The organism is Polynucleobacter sp. MWH-Adler-W8 (assembly GCF_001889925.1).
Lineage (GTDB): Bacteria > Pseudomonadota > Gammaproteobacteria > Burkholderiales > Burkholderiaceae > Polynucleobacter.
The window spans coordinates 164,892-184,564 of record NZ_LZFI01000002.1 but is presented as its reverse complement, the minus strand read 5'-3'; the positions used below and the strand labels follow the sequence as shown (position 1 = coordinate 184,564).

Here is a 19,673-nt window from a genome sequence, read left to right as displayed (position 1 = left end):
GGATGCAGGCAAAATTTATGACAGGATGAGCAAAAACCATGAGTAAAGCCAGCTTCAATTGGGAAGACCCACTTCTCCTCGATACACAGTTAACCGAAGACGAGCGCATGATTCGTGATGCAGCTGCAGAATATGCCCAAGGCCGTTTAATGCCGCGCATTCAAGATGCCTATCGTAATGAAACTACCGACCCAGCCATCTTTCGCGAAATGGGTGAGCTTGGCCTTTTAGGCATCACCATCCCCGAGCAATATGGTGGCTCAAATTTAAATTATGTTTCCTATGGATTGGTTGCCCGTGAAATCGAGCGCGTAGATTCCGGTTATCGCTCCATGATGAGCGTGCAATCCTCATTGGTCATGGTTCCAATTAACGAATTTGGCACAGAGGCGCAAAAACAGAAGTACCTGCCTAAATTGGCCAGTGGCGAGTGGATCGGATGCTTTGGCTTGACTGAGCCAAACTATGGCTCTGATGCTGGCGGCATGATTACTCGCGCTAAGACAGTTCCCGGCGGCTTTTCTTTGACGGGTTCAAAGATGTGGATCTCAAATTCTCCAATTGCCGACGTATTTGTAGTGTGGGCCAAAAATGATGAAGGAGTCATTCGTGGCTACATCCTTGAAAAGGGCATGAAAGGCTTAAGCGCCCCAAAAATCAGTGGCAAGATGGGTCTGCGCGCCTCCATCACCGGTGAAATCGTGATGGATGAAGTATTCATCCCCGCCGAAAACGAATTTCCTGAAGTCTCCGGCTTAAAGGGTCCGTTCACTTGTTTAAACTCTGCTCGCTACGGAATTTCATGGGGCACATTAGGTGCTGCCGAGTGGTGCTGGCATGCAGCACGTCACTACACCTTAGATCGTAAACAGTTTGGTAAGCCATTAGCCGCCAATCAACTCATTCAAAAGAAGTTAGCTGATATGCAAACTGAGATCACCATGGCATTGCAAGGATGCCTGCGCTTAGGTCGAATGAAAGATGAAGGCATTGCTGCTCCTGAAATTACCTCCATCATGAAACGTAATTCTTGTGGAAAATCTTTGGACATCGCACGAATGGCGCGTGATATGCACGGCGGCAACGGCATCTCTGACGAGTATGGTGTCGTTCGTCACATGATGAACTTAGAGGTTGTAAACACCTACGAGGGCACTCACGATATTCACGCCCTGATTTTGGGTCGTGCACAAACAGGAATACAGGCTTTTAGCTGATTACGCTTTTAGCTTATCGACGATAGCCTTTGCCGCCTTGGCGAAGGCGTTGTCACTATCATCCTCAAGCAGGACAAAGTGCTCAATCTTGTATTGAGGAAAATTACGCACAATCGAAGACTGATAGGATGGGTCATAGTGCTTGACCAATAACTCTTCCACCAGTTCTGGAAACCGACCTGCATCAATGTCATCATTCCATTTAGCAATTTGGACTTTTCCATAATGCGCTGTTAGCAAAGCAAGCTTGCTTTTAAAGTTATCGGTATCGCTCAAAAAGTGATGATATTCACGCATAAGCCATGACACTCGCGTTTGAGTGCTTGACCTCAATTCAATACAAGCACCATTGCGAATCTTTTCCATCAAGGCATCGGGGATATGAACACCGCCTACCTTCTTACTTTCTGACTCCACTAGCACAGGCTTAGAGGGATCCAAAGAGCGCAGGGCATTCCATAACTCAGTCTCAAATCCTTTTTGCGAGGGTTGCTCGATGTTAGGCTCATTACCCAACACAGAACCACGGTGAATGGCTAAAGCCTCTAAATCCAAGACTTGGGCGCCTAGCTTTTGAGCCTCTTGAAGAATCCTGGTTTTGCCACTGCCGGTCATGCCGCAAACTACCTGGAAGGAGAACTGCTGAGCAGCCTCCTCAAGACCATCAATCACAGTGCGCCTGAATCCTTGGTAACCGCCTTCTAGTTGCATGGCTTTCCAGCCAATGCGGTTGAGGATGTGTGTAAACGCCCCGCTTCGCTCGCCACCACGCCAGCAATAAATGAGAGGTCGCCATTCACGTGGCAGCTCGAGTAGATTATTTTCAAGATGGTTCGCAATGTTACGAGAAACCAAAGCAGCGCCTAATTTCTTTGCAGCAAATGGTGAAACTTGTTTGTATAGTGTGCCGATCTTCGCGCGCTCTTCATTATCGAGAACGGGGAAATTCACTGCACCCGGTATATGGTCTAGAGCGAACTCAGCAGGAGACCTCACATCAATAATGAGATCAAAGCGATCTAACTCTGACAGAAATTGATCTAGCTTAAGAATGTGTGGATTGCTAGGTTGCATACCGCAGGGTTAGACAATCTTCTGCAAAATATGCTCGGGCCAAGGTGCGGATTTATTGGTAGTCAGATCTACCCACACCATAGTTGCACCACCAATTGCCACCTCTTCATCAGGCGTAGCCGCCAAAGCCATGCTGGTGTAGACATCCATACTGGTCCTACCAATAACACCAATCGAGGTTTTCAGAATCAACTCTCCAGGATAAGAGAGCTGTTTATAGAAATTGCAGAAGCCATTCATCATCAACATGGATTCACGACCGGGAGCTACGTCATAACCAATAGAGGTAATCCATTCAACACGCGCTTGCTCCATATACCGAAAGTACACGGTGTTATTGACGTGACCATATGCATCCATATCACCCCAACGAATTGGCATGATCATTTCATGAACTAGCTTACGTTCTTCAGGAATGGTGATGCGCATTACGATTGAGTGCTGCTGCTTTATTTCACTTGCAATGCAAGTTGATACAGATTGCTTGAGCGCGCACCAGAGCGACAAAATGCCAGCACTGGACCAGGCATCGTTTTTAATAAGAGCGCCATTTCTCGTACCTGCTCAACTGTCATAGCGCTAGGCACAACTGGTAAATAGGCATAGTTCAAACCTAACTTCTCTGCCTCAGCTTGAATGCTGGCACTGCTTGGTTGATCAGGGCCGCCCTCACCATCGGGACGATTATTAATAACGCTTTTATAGCCTTGCTGAGCAATTTCAGCTAAATGACTGGGATCAATCTGGCCAAGAGTGCCGAATTGATCGTTATGACAAGTAATAGGAAGACTCATTGCACCCTCTTCTTTAAATAGGTTTTTTAAAAATTAATAAGAGTTTAAATTAAGGCTGTTCTGGCTTTTGTTTATGGGCGGTGAAGAACTTCTCACAAATTCTCATGCCGACTAACATTGCCACAACAAAAACAAAGGCTTTTAAATAGCCAGCACCTAAAGCAACAAGGGCTGGACCAGGGCAAATGCCTGCAATACCCCAACCAATACCAAAAATAAAGCTACCAATAATTAAAGGCTTTGAAATATCTCTTCTAGTTGGAATATGTAATGCACCACCAAAAAATGCTTCGCTTCGTTTGCTGACGACATAAAAACCTGCCAGTCCAACCAAAATTGCGCCAGCCATAACAAAAATGAGCGAGGGATCCCATAGCCCAGCAAGATCTAAAAATCCCAGGACCTTCTGGGGATTGCTCATGCCGGAAATGATGAGACCCCAACCAAAGAGTGCCCCGATTGCAAATTGACTTAAAAGGCCGATATGTTTTCTCATCTTAAGCTCCAAGGATGTGTCGTATTGCAAAGACAGTCAAGAAGCCCGCGCTCATAAATGTTGCTGTAGCAACCAATGATCTAGGTGAGAGTCTAGATAGACCGCAAATACCATGACCACTAGTACAGCCGGAGCCATATTGGGCCCCAAATCCAACCAATAAACCCGCCAATAGGATTGCGTACCAATCCGATTCAATATCTACTATTGGACGAATTCCAAAAAAAAGAGCAGCCAATACTGGGGCCGACAATAAACCTAGAACCAAGCTTAGTCGCCAAGCGATATCCCCTGCTTTGGAATGTAGTAGTCCTGAGACAATGCCACTAATTCCTAAAATTCGGCCATGAAGTAATACATAGAGTGCGGCAGCGATGCCCAAAATCATTCCACCAAGCAATGATGGAATAGGTGTAAAGGAAAGCCAATCAATATGCATTTAAGAATCCGAGTTGGTGATTAAGCGCAAGGATTTGGTACTAAGCGCAGTTGAAGGTAGCGAACACCAAGGTATCCACCCAATATAAAACCAGGCAAAGCCAATATGGAGCCAAGAGCAAGGGTGGATATGCCACTGAGCCCCTGCCCTACAGTGCAACCCAAGGCAGTAACTCCACCAAAACCCATGAGCGCAGCACCCAACAAGTGGTTAGCCGTATCTTCGGTATTACGAAATGACTCCCAACGAAAAGTTTTGGTAAGGAGAGCGACTGTTGCTGATCCCAAAATCATTCCCACTAACGCAACAATACCAATCGTCAGAACCTTAGAGGTGTCGCTATACATCATTAACCAATCTAATGAGTAAGCATATGGCGCAACAAAGGAAAGACTCTCCATCTTGCCAGAATTTGTTAAGAGAAATACTTCTTCAAGGGTATTGGGATCCTCTGCCAAATGCCCAAGGCTGCCAGATACCCACCAAACAGCTGTAATCGCTAAGCCAACGGCAATACCAGCGAAAAGATTTTCTGCAGTTCTAAAAGTTTTACTGGATACAGCATAAGCGATGAACGTACAACCAATAATCAGGCCAAGGATTAAATGCAGATTTGCCCTTTCAACCCCAAGAGGAGCAGCCAGCAAACTTGGTAAGTCTTGTGATGTAGCAAATGTAATGAAAACTGTATCTAGAGTGTTGATGCGAATAACCCCTAAAAATCCGCGCAAGGTCATATAAGCTGTTAAACCCAAGACCATAAAGACAATGACAGACTTTAAATTTCCACCACCAATACGAACCAAGGTCTTACTGCCACAGCCTGATGCCAGCACCATTCCAAAACCAAACATGATGCTACCAACCAAAGTGGAGAGCCAAAGAAACTTATTGCTGGTATAGATGGTCTTAAGGGAATCAATCAACCCAAAGTGAGACAAGAATGTAAACCCTAAAATAGCCACACCAATTGCCAAAAACCACTGCCTTAATCGATTCCAACTAGAAACAATGAATACATCAGATATAGCGCCCATGCTACAAAATCCAGTTTTCTGCATTACTGCGCCAAGAGTAAAAGTAATAGCAAAAGTGGCCCAAAGGACGGACTTACCTAACGAGTGAATATCAACGACTTCCATGGGGCCTATATCTAATATTTAGGGTTTGAATTTATAAAACTGATGATTAAGATAGGCAACAACATCGACCTCATCATCCGGGAAAAGATCTAAACGTAGCTCAGTGTTGCAAAGGCCGACCATTTTCTTCAAATTAGCCATTGACCTCACCTTGCTATCGCCACGGGTATAAATCATGTCACCATTACCAAACCCTGATTTCTTTGCATGGCAGGAATAACACTTAGTCTGGTCAATGTCTTTGCCATTCTCGAGGCTTGGAGACGCAAAGACATTTGCGCTTAAGCCAAAAATGGCCAAGGCAAGAGGTTTACGAATCAATGCAGCGAATTTCATTGCAAATCAGTACTTTAAGACATAAACAGCCATTTTAGAGCCAAGTTACCATTTCGATCCTATTCAGCCTGAATCGATAGGTAGACGTTGTAGGCATTCATACGATTAGCCGCCCTAAACAACGGCATACCTTCGTATTCGGACCAGTCTGTATGCTGATACGCATCCTCAAAGGGGTCCATATTGAGCGCCGCAGCTGACATGGATTCGCGTAAATATTTGAGATAGGCTCTAGTAAAGGTTATATCTTCAGCTGGTTTTGCCGAATATGCTCCATGACCAGGAATCACAACGCTTGGATTGAGTTTCTCAATTTCATCCAAGGCAAGCAACCACCCCTTACTGTCAGCGTTACCTACAAAGGGGATGCGCCCCCTAAAAACTAAATCACCCGCAAACAATACCTTTTCAGAGGGCACATACACCATTAAATCCTCTGGGGCATGAGCAGGGCCTACGCGATTAATGAAAAACTCCACACCTCCTATGTTGAGTTTACTTTTTTGGTCAATCCAAACGTCTGCAGGAATCAACTTGGTTTGTCCATTAATCCAAGGAGCAAAATCCACGCGGGAGGCTATCAATCGCTGCTTAGCAGTTTCTGATGATAGATAATTTCTGCCCTCACCTTGTGCGTAAATCTTAGCGCCAATCTTCTTAAACTCCTGCAGTCCATATACATGGTCTGCGTGATAGTGACTCACAATTACCGCAACAATCTTTTGATTTGTAATTTTCTTAATTTCAGCAATTAGCTTTTGCGCAAGAATTGGCGAGCCCAACGCATCAACCAGAACTACACCGTCAGAAGTAACGACAAAACCTGCATTCGAAATGAAGTTTTGATTGGCGCTACTCCCCATTTCTGGACGACCTTGAACAAAATAAGTATGTGGTGCTACTTGAACTGGCTTTATAAGAACATTGTCAGGCAATGAAGCTGCCTGAGAATAGCTGATACCTAACAAGACAAGGGACCCCATAAGGATCCCCAGAAGATTTCTCACAAAACAAATCACTTCAATCAATCACTATGGCTTGATATAGGCAAAGCCATCTTTATATTGAAGATCGGCCACCCGAACCACGCCTGATGGCGTAAAGTCCGCATCCAGAATGAATTGATCTTTCTTGAGGTTGCGGTTCTTCAGGGTAATCTCACATACTTCAAACTTTACGCCACGAGACTTTAATGCTCCAATTAATGGCGCATACTCAACATTATTTTTTTTGTCTCTAGCACCTTCCATCAGCATATCAACCCCATTGGCATGAGTGACAACGATGATCGTTGTATCGGGTGAGGTATCTAAGTGATTGCGGATATTACGCAATCCTTTGAGACCTTGAGTTTCAGCATCATCGATGTGATAAACAACTTTTGTTGTTCCTGATTTTTGCGCGAGAACACCCGAACTAAAACCGAAGGCAAGCAAAGTTACAAATATTAAGCTAAAGACTGTTTTCATCTCAATCACTTTCTATTAAAGATTTAGATTGGCGCCATGCCAGGGTTATTAGAAACGCCTTTTATCACGGGCTCATTGAGCTTAACGGCCTTTACAACCTTCACATCCTTGAGATGACGTTCAATCACATCCCATATAGGTTCACCACCGGCATTCCTGGCTTCCTCACTAACGGGCGCCCATCCCGCCACCTTGTAACTCTTGCTGGCTTCAATCGATTTACCATTTAAGCGCATATCAGAAATGCGATTACCAGCACTCTGAGCAGGATCAATCGTGTATTGCATGCCACCTACACGGACCATGTCACCACCCTGCTGATAATAAGGATCGGGATTAAATAAATTGTCTGCTACGTCTTCTAATATGGTTTTGATAGTCTCACCCGTCATACTCGTCACAGTGGTGTACGGATAGGTAATTGCCGTCTGATCAAGTAAATTTTCGCGAGTAATGGCTTGACCTGGCAGCAAACTTGTCCCCCAGCGGAAACCTGGCGAAAAGGCAATCTCAGCATTCTTTTGAGACATTAGCCCATCTAAGATCAATTGATCAAAGCTACCGTTGAAATTGCCTCGGCGATAAAGCAAGCCATCAGTTGTGGCTAATTTTTCATTTAACTTTGCCTCGTATGGAGCGCGTACCTTAGCGATCAACTTTGACATCGTTGGATCAGCGGGAATCATATTCGAGAAAATTGGCAAGAGCTTATAACGGAAGTCCACTGGCTTTCCGCCTTTTACATCGAAGTCTAAAACACCCAAAAACTTACCGTTTGACCCAGCATTAGTCACCAAGGTCATGCCACCGCGGTTCTTCACTTGCACCGGAACTGGAACGCCGTCATGGGTATGTCCGCCCAAAATAGCATGCAAACCACTGACACGTGATGCCATCTTCAAATCCACATCCATACCATTATGTGATAGAAGTACCACCACTTTGGCACCCTTAGTCTTCACTTCATCAATGGTCTTTTGAAGATTTTCCTCCTGAATTCCAAAGGTCCAATCCGGGGTGAAATAACGAGGATTGGCAATCGGTGTATATGGGAAAGCTTGACCAATGATTGCAACTTGTACGCCATTCATATTCTTCATGACATAGGGGTTGAAAACCATATCCCCGAAGTCAGAGGTCTTAATATTTTGAGCAATAAAGGAAACCTTGCCCTTAAAGTCACCATTGACAATTTCCATAACACGCTTTTCACCAAGAGTCATCTCCCAGTGAGGCGTCATGACATCAACACCTAAAGCCAATGCTGCATCAACCATATCTTGACCATTGGTCCATAGTGCGGTACCAGAACCCTGCCAAGTGTCTCCCCCATCAAGCAGTTGTGCGCCTGGACGCCCTGACTTTAATTGTTTTATTAGCGTTGCCATGTGAGCAAAGCCGCCCATCTTGCCGTAGTTCTGAGCTGCTGCTACAAAATCTAAATAGGTAAAAGCATGAGCATCGCGGGTACCCGGCGCTACACCATTTCCCTTGAGGAAATATTCGCCAACTAAATGAGGGGTCTTGCCCTCCTGAGTACCGATCCCTAGATTTACATTTGGCTCACGAAAATAAATTGGCAACAACTGGGCATGACAGTCAGTAAAGTGCAACAAGTGAACATTGCCAAACTTAGGAAGATCGTAAAACCTTTGTGCTGAGACCTGTGCACCTGCAAAATTGGATTGCAAAGCCATGCCACCAGCCGAAGCAAAAGCAAGCGCCTGCAAGAAATCACGACGACTTAAAGACATAAAGATTCCCCTTCAGAAAACAGACCTGTCGGCCTGTCTTTCATTTATTGATTAACTGGCGAAGCTGGGTCTAGCAACAATGCCATTAAATCTTGAATTTGCTTTTCATTTAAGAGCTTAAAGTGAGCAAATCGAGGCATATTGCTGCAGGCGTTATATGCCTTAGAGTTGTTAATACGGTTCCAGGTGTAGACGATCAATTCCTGAGAATTACCCCGCGTCTTACCGTAATTCCATAAGCTTGGCCCAATATTTCCATATGAAATTTCTTTTTTATCTATCTCGTGACAGTTGTAGCAGCCACCACCGATAGGTGTTGAAGCCGTATCCGTCCAAGTAGCACCACGCCCACTTTGCGCAATCGCCTCGCCACTTTTCCAATCACCAATGTATTTACCATCCGAAGGTGGCTTGATAGAAGCCATGTTTTGCTTCTGAATTTCTAGCGCCCTAGCTGCTCCCGCCTTACTGGATGCAAATTGAGGATCAGAGCAAAATTTCTGGGTAGGATCCTGATCAATACGATCAATATTAGCAATGCCTTCAGTACGGAAGCTGCTATTCATCATTTTTTGGAACTGCGAATCAGGTCTCTGCTGAGCTGAAACATTGGCCACCATAGCAATAGCGCCACAACCAAGAAACAGAAGGTGATAAAACTTAATTAATGTCATCGTAGATGTCTTCATAGTCTTAGCGCTTTAGTCCAGGGGTTTGAATAATTCCACCATTGGCATTCTTAGCCATATACATTGATAAAGCAATCGTCACATCTGAGCCATAAATTGGATAAGGAAAACGCTGCTGCCTAAAGCAATCATTCAGTCTTTGCTGCATCGTCCAGAATTGGCCACTCGAAACTCGATACGCAGGCCAATAACCCCACCCTGCAACCGCGCCATCATGAGTTGTTAGGTTTGGTAAGTCTTGCAAACGGATACGTTTACCAGATGACCCATGACAAGAGGCGCATGAAAAATCAAATGGGCCACCTTCGTAGAAGAAGGCACGCTTACCCATTTCATACATCTGTTTTTCTTTTGGATGAGTCGTGCTTACGTTAATTTTTTTGCCTTTAGAGTGCGTCACTACATAAGCAACAATAGCGTCCATATCCTTCTTAGGGCCAACACCAAACTTGGCATCAATAATGCTTTCGGACGGAACTCCCTGAAGCTTCTCCATGCAAGTCATCAAACGAGACTCCAGATCCTGGACTCGATTGGTATCTTTAAAGTACTTTGGTAAAGCAGCTGCAGCCCCATCAACAATGCCCGGCCCAAGACCTAAGTCGCATTTTTCTAAGGAAGCATTTTTAGGGCCGGCTGGTTTTTTCCATAACTCCTCTCCAGACATTTCATAGAGCTCTGATGGATTTCCATCTGCAATCATCTCTCGATATTTTGCAATCTCGTCGGCTGCACTCTGAGCATGAATGCTTTGCGCACCCATCAATAAAAGCGATAGCACTAGAGATCTCTTTAAAACTACTGATATTGGAGCCATGGATATGCCTATGTTCTTCAAAAATTAAGAAACTGTTGCTTCATCAGTTCGCTTATCGCCCTTGGTATCAATCCAGTTCACTACCAACTTATCACCTTTAGCGCCCTTGTATTTGAAATTCAAAAAAGGATCTTTAGAAACGGCCGAGCCAAACTGAGCATTAAATACATCCTTGCCATTTGCTTTTACATTCAGCATATTGATAAACCATGCTGGAATCACTTTTCCAGAGGCATCTTTACGTTGACCCGATTCCATATCGTGCTTCATCAAAATTTTGACATCAACGATACCGTCTTTTTCGGTTGCTCTAACGCGCATTGGATCTGACATTTTTCTTCCTTAATAATTTATAAATAGATATTTGCTATGGTCAATTAACCGCCACAACCACCGAGAGTCACTTTGATCTCTTTCACTGCCATTGACCATTTACCATCTGCCTTCACCAAAGCATAAACATTCGATGTTTGACCCATCTTGATACGGGTCGTGACAAATGCCTCGGTGCCAGCAGGCAAGAAAAATTGAGCAGCCAATGTGCTTGGATTTTTTTCAACCAAAATTGCCATCTGCTCAGCCTTCAGAGTTGATGAAATACCAACGGGAACTACCGCACCATTTTCAGCGATATCAGGGGCATTTAAAGTCACGGCAGCTGATTTATCTGGCGAAGATGTGCCCAATGACTTGAAGACATCATCTAAGCTCTTACCCTCAAATGCTGCCTTATTCCACTCTTCTGCTTGAGCCACACTAATGAGGCCGGCAGAAGCCATTAAGCCAAAAACGGCCGAGTATTTCAATAAACTGCGTCGCTGCTGATTCATAAAAACTCCTTTATTAGCTCTTAACGTGAATATATTATCTACCACCCAATAAACCATGCAATTCATTTATTGGGTACATCTTATTTGCCTCCGGAAAGCACCCATGTCACTAGCGCTTTGCGATCTTCTTCAGATAATTGAGACTGAGCAGGCATTGGTATGGAGCCCCAAACTCCTGAGCCACCATTCTTTACCTTTGCCATCAACCTATCTAATGCCCCAGCCTGCCCCTGATACTTCGCAGCAATATCCGTAACAGAGGGGCCTACTAGCTTGCCGCTCATCGCATGACAAGCTGCACAGTTTTCACTCTTAAACAGCGCTGCAGGTCCTTTGCCAGCAGCATGCGTTTCAGAAGCATGAGCCAACCCTTCTGCTGAAGCACCTGGTAACTTAGTCAGCGGCGGCTTTGTAGAGTCAGATCCACGGAATGGGCCATATTGACGATTTTGCTCGGCAATATTGCCGTGGGCATTCCTAGCGTATGCAGGCAACTCTGAACCAATCTGCACAAACTGCACGCAGTTAGTCATACATGCTGTTGCATGAACGTCAGGATTCCCTTTTGAGCTCCACAAACCATGCTTCAAAGTCATACCATTGCGATTTGGCATCCGCTTTTGCACTTCTGCAATATTGGCATCACTAAGCACAAAGTCATCAGGTACAACTTCAGCCAAACTTAAAAGGTATGCCACTAAGGCAAAGGTGTCATCAGGCGTAAGGGAGCGAGGCGCATTCCATGGCATTGCACGATAGATGTAGTCCCATAAAGAAGATACCGTAGCGACCTTCATAATAGTCGTTCGCTGCGGCTGTTTTCTATCTGAGAGTGATGCTACACGTCCCGTTTTAATATCGTCAGCAGTGGTGCCACCAATAATAGGCGTAAAAATTTCATTAGACTCGCCGAACGTACCATGACAAACGGAGCACTTAGCCTCCCATAGTTGCTGACCCTTTTCTACCGAACCAGACCCCTTGGGCAACCCCTTAAAGTCCGGACGCACATCAATGTCCCATGCAGAAACTTCGGCGGGAGTTGCATCTCTCCCAATCCCTGGAAAACGGACACTTGAATTTTGGGCTGAAGCCGAACCAAGCATAAGGAATGATGTCGCCACAAACAGGGTGACATTTGCGAGTTTAGCCAACTTGTACATTGCTAACCTCCCCGTTTGAGTCCACTTTCCATGATTGGATTGCATTATTGTGATAGATGGATCGAGTACCGCGAACGTCTCTGAGCATCTTAATAGGCGGCTGAACGTAACCCGTGTCATCGATAGCGCGCGACTGCAAAATAACTGGCGAACCATCCCAGACCCAATCAATATTGAAGCGAGTAAGCGCCTTACTCAAGATTGGAGTTTCAAGCCGTGCTGTTTTCCAGTTGTTACCGCCATCAAATGAGACATCAACTCGCTTAATCTTCCCTCTTCCTGACCAAGCTAATCCGCTGACGTTATAAAAACCTTTATCGAGTAATTGCTGACCGCCAGATGGAGTTGTGATAACTGATTTGCATTCCTGAATCGATGTGTACTGACGCGCCATACCATCTGGCATCAAATCGTTATAGTGCACCGCCTCGTCCTTTGTTGCGTATGGCATGTCACCGACCTCTAGGCGACGGAGCCATTTAACCCAGCTAACACCCTGAACACCTGGAACAACCAAGCGTAATGGGAAGCCATTTTCGGGGCGCAACATCTCACCATTCATGCCCCAAGCAACGATCGCTTCATTTAAGACATCTTCTAAATTAATCGTGCGAGTCATGCCTGAACCGTCGCCACCTTCTGCCAAGAGATATTTACCTTTTTTGAGGTCGGCGCCACACTCCTCCAAAAGGACCGCTAAAGGCACACCGGTAAATTCGCAGCAAGATAGCATGCCGTGGGTGTATTGCACGGTTGGGACTGCAACGTTGCCCCACTCCAAACCTGTGTTAGCACCGCATTCAATAAAGTGAATGCGTGAGACCGACGGTAAGCGCATTAAATCATTCATCGTGAAAACGCGGTTATGTTTAACCAAGCCATTCACCATTAAGCGATGCTTTTCAGGGTCAACGTTGTACCAGCCCTGATGCTGTCGTTCAAAATGCAGTCCATTAGGTGTAATGATTCCGAATAAGCCCTGCAATGGGGTAAACGCAACAGATGCCGCTGATACTCTTGTTAGACCAGGAGATTCACGGCGAATTAAATTTGCCTCATAAATAGATGGGGTTCCATAGGGCATCGTAGCAACATTTTTTCCCAGTGTTGTTTGCCATACTTGCTTCTCTAAAATGGCAGGGTCTCCCTCACCAGCTGCCAAGACATTTAGAGATGAACCCAAACCAACTGCCCCACCAATTGCAGCCATAAAGCCTGAGCGCATAAAGCCACGCCGGGTATCATCCATACCATTTTGGTTAAGGTCAGCAATGAGATCTTGAGAAACAAAGTTCTCAGGCGCTTGCTTAATTTGACCTCTACGTTTTTGATCTGCCATTACAACGACACTCCTTCAATTGAATTCTTACTTAAATTCTTAGACTGCATTCACCGGGATCTTCAGATATGCAATTCCGTTTTCTTCTTTTGGCGGAAACTCACCAGCGCGAATATTGACCTGAATCGCAGGAAGAATCAGAACGGGCATTTCTAAGGTGGCATCACGTTTTGTGCGCATTTCAATGAATTGCTCTTCAGTAATGCCATCATGCATATGAATGTTGGACTTTTTCTGTTCCGCAACGGTAGTTTCAAATTGAACGGGACGATTATTGGGGGGATAGTCGTGGCACATGAATAAACGAGTTTGCGGCGGAAAACTCAAAATTTTCTTCATCGATTGGTAGAGGACATGGGCATCACCGCCGGGGAAATCACAACGGGCTGTTCCGACGTCTGGCATAAACATTGTGTCACCCACAAAAATTGCATCGCCGACTTGATATGCCATACAGGCTGGGGTGTGGCCGGGCACAAAGATCGCCTTGAAACTCAAATTGCCAAAATGAACCTCCTCGCCATCTTTGAGAAGATGATCAAATTGAGATCCATCTGTTGGAAATGCGTTTTCTAAGTTGAAAATACTCTTGAAAACGCCCTGCACTAATGAAATGTGGTCCCCAATGGCAACTTTGCCACCTAAATTAGTTTTTAGATAAGGGGCCGCAGTAACGTGATCTGCATGAGCATGAGTTTCTAGAATCCACTCGGTTTTTAGATCATTCTGTTTTACAAACTCAACGACCTGATCCGCCATCTTGGTATGGGTTCGCCCTGACTTGGGGTCATAGCTCAATACTGAATCGATGATGATGCATTTAGAACCCGCTTTCTCGTAAACAACGTAAGTAACCGTCCAAGTATCTGGATCAAAAAAGCCTTTTACGACTGGGTTCATCTCTCATTCACCTAAGTAATTTTTCTAGGTGCAATTATTTAATAATGCTGGTAAAAATACACTTATTACTAACCCTTATATGTGTATTACTTTTAGTTATATAGAAAAGTCAGCTATATAACCATTGAATAGAAAGAGAGAAAAGATGAGTCATCAGCCACAGAATACAGTCTATGACGTCCTGATCGCTGGAGGCGGAGCGGCAGGATTAGGGCTTGCTGCAAGCTTGAAAAATCGTGATCAAGCGCTAAAAATCGGCGTCATAGAGCCATCTGAAGTTCACTACTATCAGCCGTCCTGGACCTTGGTCGGTGGGGGCGCATTTAATGTCAAAGATAGCAAGAGAAATACTAAAGACGTTATACCCAAAGGCGTCACCTGGATTAAAGACAAAATCACTGGCTTTAATCCAGATGCCAATGAAGTAAATGTTGCACGTGGCGAGTCCATCAAATACAAATATCTCGCGGTAGCAACTGGATTGAAAACAAATTGGGATACCATCCCTGGCTTGATAGACACTATTGGGAAAAATGGTGTGACATCAAACTACAGTTATGACTACTCTCCCTATACATGGGAGCTAGTCAAGAACATGAAATCTGGCAAAGCAATCTTTACTCAACCACCAATGCCAATTAAATGTCCGGGTGCACCACAAAAAGCAATGTATCTATCTTGCTATGAGTGGGAACAACAAGGCAATCTCAAAAATATAGAAGTTGAACTCAATAATGCTGGTGCAGCTTTATTTGGTGTAGCAGATTTTGTACCACCGCTGATGGAGTACGTTAAAAAATATAACGCCACATTGAATTTCAATTCCAATCTCATCTCAGTTGATGGGCCAAACAAGAAGGCAACATTTGCGGTAAAAGATGCTGATGGCAATTCCACGCAAGTAGAAAAATCATTCGATATGCTTCACGTTGTTCCGCCGCAAGGGCCACAAGACTGCGTCAAGGCAAGCCCAATAGCCGACTCATCAGGTTGGGTAGAGGTTGATCAATTCACCCTACAACACACTCGCTATCCAAATGTATTTGGCCTAGGTGACTGCTGTTCATCACCTAATTCAAAAACAGCTGCCGCCGCTAGAAAACAAGTTGTTGTAGTGGCGGAAAACTTATTGGCCCACAAAAATCAACTAGCAATGCCTCTCAAATATGACGGTTATGGCTCCTGCCCGCTCACTGTTGAGAGAGGAAGAATTGTGCTTGCGGAATTCGGCTTCGGAGGCAAACTTTTGCCTACCTTCCCATGGTTAATCAATCCTTTAAAGGCGACCAAGCTTGCGTGGATCTTGAAAAAAGATGTGCTTCCTTGGCTCTATTGGAATGCCATGCTCAAGGGTAGAGAATGGTTAGCTAGACCATTTGAAAACTAAGTAATGGAGCATTTTTTTCTCGCACCAGCCTTAGGCATTTTTATCGGTGTCTTGATGGGGTTAACCGGCGCAGGGGGTGGAATACTTTCTGTTCCATTGTTGGTATTTGCTTTTCATATGCCAATTTCTGAGGCGGGGCCAATTGCTCTCAGTGCGATTGCCCTGTCAGCGAGCGTCGGAGCCCTGATTGGCTTAAAAGAAAGGGTATTGCGCTATAAAGCAGCAATGTTTATGGCCGTATTTGGCCTGATTCTCTCCCCTCTTGGATTATGGGTTTCGCAACGTGCACCAAATACACCAATGCTATTGATGTTTAGCGCGGTGCTGATTTATGTATCTTCAAGAATGTTTGTACAAGCAATGCAAATGATTGCTGGAACTGCCCCTGTTTTGAGAAAACCGCCTCCATGTCAATTAGACATGTCAATCGGTAAATTAATCTGGACTGTCCCCTGCGCCAGATCCCTTATGTTTGCTGGCGCATGCGCAGGATTCTTGTCTGGATTATTAGGAGTCGGGGGAGGCTTCATCATCGTTCCTTCGCTTAAAAAATTTACCGATCTACCGATGAAAGCGATAGTGGCAACATCACTAGGCGTTCTTGCCATAGTCTCAGCTGGAGGTGCATTTGTATCTCTAGCTACGGGGATATTAGATTTGACGATTGCACTCCCCTTTGCTATCGGCTCACTTGTAGGTTTATTAATTGGCAAAGTTCTTGAGAAAAAGATTAGCGGTCCAAGAATTCAGCAAATTTTTTCTATCTTTACATTTTTAGTTGCACTCAGTCTTATCTATAAATGCTTTACTTAACCCGGAGAAATATATGAAACCAACCCGTCGTCAATTTATGATTTTGTCTGCTGCTGGCGCCTGTACCCTAGCCCTGAACGGTAAAGTACAAGCTCAAGCAATGGTTGCTGAAACTGATCCACAAGCTGCTGGTTTGGGATATAAGTCTGATGCCACCAAGGTAGATAAAGCAAAGTATGCCAAGTACGCCGCTGGTCAACAGTGCAGTAACTGCGCATTATTCCAGGGCAAAACTGATGCTGCCGCTGGTGGTTGCCCGTTATTTGCTGGCAAGCAAGTATCCTCTAAAGGTTGGTGCTCTGCTTATGCTAAAAAAGCGTAATTTAGCTCGTTTTAAATGCTAAGGCTGCTTCGGCAGCCTTTCTTTTTGGAAGCAATTAAAGGCCACGTTCCGAAAAAGTACGCAGCGCATCAATGCTCGGAATTTGGACAGAAAGCTTGCTAACATTTGAGATAAGGCCTTGCTCGGACATGGATGCCAATGCCCTGCTAATCGTTTCAAATTTAACATCCATCATAAGTCCCATATCTTCACGCCTGAATAAGGGAGCAACAGCAAAGGACCCAGACTCTCTAGCAAGCTTCAATAGGAAGCGAGCTAGCCGGACCTCAATTCTTCCGGTATTGATTTCAGAGAACCATGACTCAGATTGAGATAAGGCCTCCCCCCATTTCTTAACTATTTGTCGATGAAGTCTTGGAGACTCTTCACCTAATGAAGAGATGATGGATTTGGGGATTTGGCATAAATGTACATTCGTAAGGGCAACTGCAGAATGCTCGTAACGCTCACCCAATAGAGCCTCCATTCCGAATAAGTTTCCGGGTAGCACCACCCGAATTATTCGACTTGATCCATCTGAATTAACGTGAAGTAATTTAATGTATCCCTCACGTAAGGTATATAAGGATTGGGCTGAGTCTCCTTGAGCATATATATTTGCATGAGCTTCAAAGCTCAAATCATCTATTGGGCTATGAATCATAGAAAAGTCTTCCTCATTGAGCTCGGCAAATAACGCAGAACTCCTAATAGAGCATGCTTCGCAATTACTATTGCCATTCCAGGCTTTTTTGATTTCTATAGTTTTCATGCGTTTCTAATTAGGCGGGACTCTAAGGGTGTATTGGCATCAATAATAGCAATACAATGCAATTGTGATTGATATCGATGCCCTTTTTCTATCTCTAAAGCTAGCACTATGGACCCTAGTCCTCATCATTCCATTTGGGATGTGGGTAGCCCACACACTTCAAAGGATGCGCAAAGGCAGATCTTGGATTGAGGGCTTGCTTGCACTTCCCTTGGTGCTACCACCTACTGTTTTGGGCTATTACCTTTTGGTAGGTCTAGGAGGCAAAAGCTTTTTTGGTATCCCACTCGTATTTTCATTTACCGGAATACTCATAGCCTCCCTCATTGTTAACTTGCCATTTGCCATTCAGCCAATACAAAGAGCGTTTGAGTCAATTCAGCCTGAAATCCTGGAGTCAGCACAAGTCAGCGGGCTGTCTAATTGGCAAATCTTCCGCCTTATTGAATTGCCGTTGGCATGGCGCGGCATCACTAGTGCAGCCGTTCTCACCTTTGCACATACCCTTGGTGAATTCGGTGTAATTCTCATGGTTGGGGGTGCCATCCCGGGAGAGACTAAAACGGTATCTATAGCAATCTATGACAAGGTGCAAAGTTTTGATACTACCGGTGCTGGTCTACTGTCCTTAATATTGCTTGGAACATCGCTAGTAGCTATTGCCCTTTCTTATGGCGTCTTTGGGCGTCATCCTTCACCCCCCAAGAGATGGGAGGTCTAATGCTTAAGGTCAAGATTTCTCAGGCGATCCCAAATCCCCTGCAGCTCAATATTGAGTGCACTCCAGGAGAGTTGCACGCTTTAGTCGGCCCTTCAGGTAGCGGCAAGACAACCGCCTTGCGTACGATTGCCGGCTTAAACAATGCTCACACCGGCAAAATTGAATGCGATGGACAGTTATGGTTTGAAGCAAACGAGATTGGTGGAGTTGGCGTATCACTGAGCCCTGCCGAGCGCTCCTGTGGATTTATATTTCAGCAATACGCGCTATTTCCACACTTAACTGCACTTGAGAATGTCTGCATTCCTTTGTATAACTCGCTACCAGAAGTTTCTGAGCGTAAGAAGCTAGCTCAAGAGTGGTTGGAGCGCATGGGTATCGGCGAACTCGCCAATCGAATGCCCAATCAACTCTCAGGTGGTCAACAGCAACGGGTTGCTTTAGCAAGAGCACTAGCACGCACCCCGAAAATACTATTGCTTGATGAACCCTTCTCGGCGATTGATGCGCCAACACGTCAAAGTCTTTACAAAACACTGGCGGAGTTACGGAAAGATTTAAATATTCCGATTCTGCTAGTCACGCATGATCTGCGTGAAGCAGATTTATTGGCCGACAGAATTACAGTGATCGATCAAGGCGTTGGTCTACAAACTGCACCTCCACAAGTCCTATTTGAGCGTCCTCGTAACTCCCGCGTCGCAGAGCTTGTTGGCATCAACAATAAGTTTGAAGGCATATTTACGGCAGGCAAGCTTACCTGGAATGGTTGTCAGCAGATTTTTAATGTTGTCGATAAAGGTAAAATCCCACCAAATACTCCTGTAGCCTGGGTGATTACTGCAGAGGGATTGAGTCTTAATGCCGATAAGAGCACACTCTCGGTAGAGGTCATAGTTGAACAATTAAGCACCCTAGGGCAAATTGCCGTTATTCAGTTACGCACTCTTGAGGGTGGACATGCGGTGGTTTGGGAAGCATCCGCTGCTGAAGTAAAGCGCTTGTCATTAAAGGTAGGCGAGATTGCTCACCTAGAAATTGATAGCGGCAAAATTCACATTATGCCGCTTAGACCAATCAATGACCCACGAAGATTCAGAGAAGCCAATTAATATATTTAAATTAGTATCTCAGAGGGTGACTTAGGCTTTAAATTTTCTTCACCAATATTTAAAGGGCCTCTCAGCGTCAACATCCCC

General features: G+C 44.9%; 24 protein-coding genes. 6 read left to right on the top strand and 18 right to left on the bottom strand.

Annotation, left to right across the window (positions count from 1 at the left end):
* Positions 1–38: 38 nt before the first annotated feature.
* Positions 39–1,217: an acyl-CoA dehydrogenase gene (locus AOC28_RS01740; protein WP_072582272.1), complete on the top strand. Its 1,179-nt coding sequence runs from the start codon at positions 39–41 to the stop codon at positions 1,215–1,217.
* Here AOC28_RS01740 and mnmH read toward each other — a convergent pair whose 3' ends face one another.
* From mnmH to AOC28_RS01655, 17 genes are all read right to left on the bottom strand, one after another.
* Positions 1,218–2,291, bottom strand: coding sequence for a tRNA 2-selenouridine(34) synthase MnmH (gene mnmH / locus AOC28_RS01735; RefSeq protein ID WP_072582271.1), 1,074 nt, complete (start codon positions 2,289–2,291; stop codon positions 1,218–1,220). It abuts the gene before it with no gap.
* 9 nt (positions 2,292–2,300) lie between these two features.
* Positions 2,301–2,720, bottom strand: a complete 420-nt coding sequence (locus AOC28_RS01730) for a thioesterase family protein (RefSeq protein WP_072582270.1) — start codon at positions 2,718–2,720, stop codon at positions 2,301–2,303.
* Positions 2,721–2,740: 20 nt separating this feature from the next.
* A complete protein-coding gene (locus tag AOC28_RS01725) occupies positions 2,741–3,085 on the bottom strand; it encodes a TIGR01244 family sulfur transferase (protein WP_072582269.1) in 345 nt (114 codons plus the stop codon).
* Between the two features lie 49 nt (positions 3,086–3,134).
* Positions 3,135–3,581, bottom strand: coding sequence for a YeeE/YedE family protein (locus AOC28_RS01720; protein WP_071465606.1), 447 nt, complete (start codon positions 3,579–3,581; stop codon positions 3,135–3,137).
* 1 nt (position 3,582) lies between these two features.
* The gene (locus AOC28_RS01715) at positions 3,583–4,020 is read right to left on the bottom strand and encodes a YeeE/YedE thiosulfate transporter family protein (protein ID WP_071465605.1); all 438 of its coding nucleotides are present in this window, start codon (positions 4,018–4,020) and stop codon (positions 3,583–3,585) included.
* Between the two features lie 20 nt (positions 4,021–4,040).
* Positions 4,041–5,162, bottom strand: coding sequence for a YeeE/YedE family protein (locus AOC28_RS01710; protein ID WP_071465604.1), 1,122 nt, complete (start codon positions 5,160–5,162; stop codon positions 4,041–4,043).
* Positions 5,163–5,180: 18 nt separating this feature from the next.
* Positions 5,181–5,498 carry a hypothetical protein gene (locus AOC28_RS01705; protein WP_071465603.1) on the bottom strand — a complete coding sequence of 106 codons (318 nt, stop codon included), beginning with the start codon at positions 5,496–5,498 and terminating at the stop codon, positions 5,181–5,183.
* Between the two features lie 59 nt (positions 5,499–5,557).
* Complete coding sequence (locus AOC28_RS01700; protein WP_071465602.1) at positions 5,558–6,481, bottom strand: MBL fold metallo-hydrolase; 924 nt, start codon at positions 6,479–6,481, stop codon at positions 5,558–5,560.
* 48 nt (positions 6,482–6,529) lie between these two features.
* Positions 6,530–6,967 carry a DsrE family protein gene (locus tag AOC28_RS01695; RefSeq protein ID WP_072582268.1) on the bottom strand — a complete coding sequence of 146 codons (438 nt, stop codon included), beginning with the start codon at positions 6,965–6,967 and terminating at the stop codon, positions 6,530–6,532.
* A gap of 23 nt (positions 6,968–6,990) precedes the next feature.
* Positions 6,991–8,721, bottom strand: coding sequence for a thiosulfohydrolase SoxB (gene soxB, locus AOC28_RS01690; RefSeq protein WP_072582267.1), 1,731 nt, complete (start codon positions 8,719–8,721; stop codon positions 6,991–6,993).
* A gap of 44 nt (positions 8,722–8,765) precedes the next feature.
* Positions 8,766–9,410 carry a sulfur oxidation c-type cytochrome SoxX gene (gene soxX, locus AOC28_RS01685; RefSeq protein WP_071465599.1) on the bottom strand — a complete coding sequence of 215 codons (645 nt, stop codon included), beginning with the start codon at positions 9,408–9,410 and terminating at the stop codon, positions 8,766–8,768.
* 4 nt (positions 9,411–9,414) lie between these two features.
* The gene (gene soxA / locus AOC28_RS01680) at positions 9,415–10,227 is read right to left on the bottom strand and encodes a sulfur oxidation c-type cytochrome SoxA (protein ID WP_072582266.1); all 813 of its coding nucleotides are present in this window, start codon (positions 10,225–10,227) and stop codon (positions 9,415–9,417) included.
* 24 nt (positions 10,228–10,251) lie between these two features.
* Entirely contained in the window at positions 10,252–10,560 is a 309-nt protein-coding gene (soxZ, locus tag AOC28_RS01675; protein WP_071465597.1) for a thiosulfate oxidation carrier complex protein SoxZ, read from the bottom strand.
* 44 nt (positions 10,561–10,604) lie between these two features.
* Positions 10,605–11,057 (bottom strand): thiosulfate oxidation carrier protein SoxY, encoded by a 453-nt coding sequence (gene soxY, locus AOC28_RS01670; RefSeq protein WP_071465596.1) that lies wholly within the window; start codon positions 11,055–11,057, stop codon positions 10,605–10,607.
* 80 nt (positions 11,058–11,137) lie between these two features.
* Positions 11,138–12,220, bottom strand: a complete 1,083-nt coding sequence (locus AOC28_RS01665) for a c-type cytochrome (RefSeq protein ID WP_072582265.1) — start codon at positions 12,218–12,220, stop codon at positions 11,138–11,140.
* Positions 12,204–13,559: a sulfite dehydrogenase gene (soxC, locus tag AOC28_RS01660; protein WP_072582264.1), complete on the bottom strand. Its 1,356-nt coding sequence runs from the start codon at positions 13,557–13,559 to the stop codon at positions 12,204–12,206. Before soxC ends, AOC28_RS01665 begins: the two co-directional genes overlap by 17 nt.
* A gap of 39 nt (positions 13,560–13,598) precedes the next feature.
* Positions 13,599–14,459: an MBL fold metallo-hydrolase gene (locus AOC28_RS01655; protein WP_072582263.1), complete on the bottom strand. Its 861-nt coding sequence runs from the start codon at positions 14,457–14,459 to the stop codon at positions 13,599–13,601.
* Positions 14,460–14,604: 145 nt separating this feature from the next.
* Between AOC28_RS01655 and AOC28_RS01650 the strand changes: the two genes are divergently transcribed.
* From AOC28_RS01650 to AOC28_RS01640, 3 genes are read left to right on the top strand one after another with little or no spacing between them, the layout of a single operon-like run.
* Positions 14,605–15,846: an FAD/NAD(P)-binding oxidoreductase gene (locus AOC28_RS01650; protein ID WP_072582262.1), complete on the top strand. Its 1,242-nt coding sequence runs from the start codon at positions 14,605–14,607 to the stop codon at positions 15,844–15,846.
* 3 nt (positions 15,847–15,849) lie between these two features.
* Positions 15,850–16,659, top strand: coding sequence for a sulfite exporter TauE/SafE family protein (locus tag AOC28_RS01645; protein WP_071465591.1), 810 nt, complete (start codon positions 15,850–15,852; stop codon positions 16,657–16,659).
* 13 nt (positions 16,660–16,672) lie between these two features.
* Positions 16,673–16,981, top strand: a complete 309-nt coding sequence (locus AOC28_RS01640; RefSeq protein WP_072582261.1) for a high-potential iron-sulfur protein — start codon at positions 16,673–16,675, stop codon at positions 16,979–16,981.
* A 55-nt stretch (positions 16,982–17,036) separates the two neighbouring features.
* Here AOC28_RS01640 and AOC28_RS01635 read toward each other — a convergent pair whose 3' ends face one another.
* Positions 17,037–17,753: a Crp/Fnr family transcriptional regulator gene (locus AOC28_RS01635; protein ID WP_072582260.1), complete on the bottom strand. Its 717-nt coding sequence runs from the start codon at positions 17,751–17,753 to the stop codon at positions 17,037–17,039.
* 64 nt (positions 17,754–17,817) lie between these two features.
* Between AOC28_RS01635 and modB the strand changes: the two genes are divergently transcribed.
* The gene (modB, locus tag AOC28_RS01630) at positions 17,818–18,474 is read left to right on the top strand and encodes a molybdate ABC transporter permease subunit (protein WP_236638694.1); all 657 of its coding nucleotides are present in this window, start codon (positions 17,818–17,820) and stop codon (positions 18,472–18,474) included.
* Positions 18,474–19,586: an ABC transporter ATP-binding protein gene (locus tag AOC28_RS01625; RefSeq protein ID WP_083564201.1), complete on the top strand. Its 1,113-nt coding sequence runs from the start codon at positions 18,474–18,476 to the stop codon at positions 19,584–19,586. Before modB ends, AOC28_RS01625 begins: the two co-directional genes overlap by 1 nt.
* The last annotated feature ends 87 nt before the right edge of the window (positions 19,587–19,673 follow it).

Bases quoted from the DNA above. Each gene is read 5' to 3' on its own strand.
- AOC28_RS01740 (WP_072582272.1), top strand. From the start codon at position 39: ATGAGTAAAGCCAGCTTCAATTGGGAAGACCCACTTCTCCTCGATACA.
- mnmH (WP_072582271.1), bottom strand. From the start codon at position 2,291: ATGCAACCTAGCAATCCACACATTCTTAAGCTAGATCAATTTCTGTCA.
- AOC28_RS01730 (WP_072582270.1), bottom strand. From the start codon at position 2,720: ATGCGCATCACCATTCCTGAAGAACGTAAGCTAGTTCATGAAATGATC.
- AOC28_RS01725 (WP_072582269.1), bottom strand. From the start codon at position 3,085: ATGAGTCTTCCTATTACTTGTCATAACGATCAATTCGGCACTCTTGGC.
- AOC28_RS01720 (WP_071465606.1), bottom strand. From the start codon at position 3,581: ATGAGAAAACATATCGGCCTTTTAAGTCAATTTGCAATCGGGGCACTC.
- AOC28_RS01715 (WP_071465605.1), bottom strand. From the start codon at position 4,020: ATGCATATTGATTGGCTTTCCTTTACACCTATTCCATCATTGCTTGGT.
- AOC28_RS01710 (WP_071465604.1), bottom strand. From the start codon at position 5,162: ATGGAAGTCGTTGATATTCACTCGTTAGGTAAGTCCGTCCTTTGGGCC.
- AOC28_RS01705 (WP_071465603.1), bottom strand. From the start codon at position 5,498: ATGAAATTCGCTGCATTGATTCGTAAACCTCTTGCCTTGGCCATTTTT.
- AOC28_RS01700 (WP_071465602.1), bottom strand. From the start codon at position 6,481: ATGGGGTCCCTTGTCTTGTTAGGTATCAGCTATTCTCAGGCAGCTTCA.
- AOC28_RS01695 (WP_072582268.1), bottom strand. From the start codon at position 6,967: ATGAAAACAGTCTTTAGCTTAATATTTGTAACTTTGCTTGCCTTCGGT.
- soxB (WP_072582267.1), bottom strand. From the start codon at position 8,721: ATGTCTTTAAGTCGTCGTGATTTCTTGCAGGCGCTTGCTTTTGCTTCG.
- soxX (WP_071465599.1), bottom strand. From the start codon at position 9,410: ATGAAGACATCTACGATGACATTAATTAAGTTTTATCACCTTCTGTTT.
- soxA (WP_072582266.1), bottom strand. From the start codon at position 10,227: ATGGCTCCAATATCAGTAGTTTTAAAGAGATCTCTAGTGCTATCGCTT.
- soxZ (WP_071465597.1), bottom strand. From the start codon at position 10,560: ATGTCAGATCCAATGCGCGTTAGAGCAACCGAAAAAGACGGTATCGTT.
- soxY (WP_071465596.1), bottom strand. From the start codon at position 11,057: ATGAATCAGCAGCGACGCAGTTTATTGAAATACTCGGCCGTTTTTGGC.
- AOC28_RS01665 (WP_072582265.1), bottom strand. From the start codon at position 12,220: ATGTACAAGTTGGCTAAACTCGCAAATGTCACCCTGTTTGTGGCGACA.
- soxC (WP_072582264.1), bottom strand. From the start codon at position 13,559: ATGGCAGATCAAAAACGTAGAGGTCAAATTAAGCAAGCGCCTGAGAAC.
- AOC28_RS01655 (WP_072582263.1), bottom strand. From the start codon at position 14,459: ATGAACCCAGTCGTAAAAGGCTTTTTTGATCCAGATACTTGGACGGTT.
- AOC28_RS01650 (WP_072582262.1), top strand. From the start codon at position 14,605: ATGAGTCATCAGCCACAGAATACAGTCTATGACGTCCTGATCGCTGGA.
- AOC28_RS01645 (WP_071465591.1), top strand. From the start codon at position 15,850: ATGGAGCATTTTTTTCTCGCACCAGCCTTAGGCATTTTTATCGGTGTC.
- AOC28_RS01640 (WP_072582261.1), top strand. From the start codon at position 16,673: ATGAAACCAACCCGTCGTCAATTTATGATTTTGTCTGCTGCTGGCGCC.
- AOC28_RS01635 (WP_072582260.1), bottom strand. From the start codon at position 17,753: ATGAAAACTATAGAAATCAAAAAAGCCTGGAATGGCAATAGTAATTGC.
- AOC28_RS01625 (WP_083564201.1), top strand. From the start codon at position 18,474: ATGCTTAAGGTCAAGATTTCTCAGGCGATCCCAAATCCCCTGCAGCTC.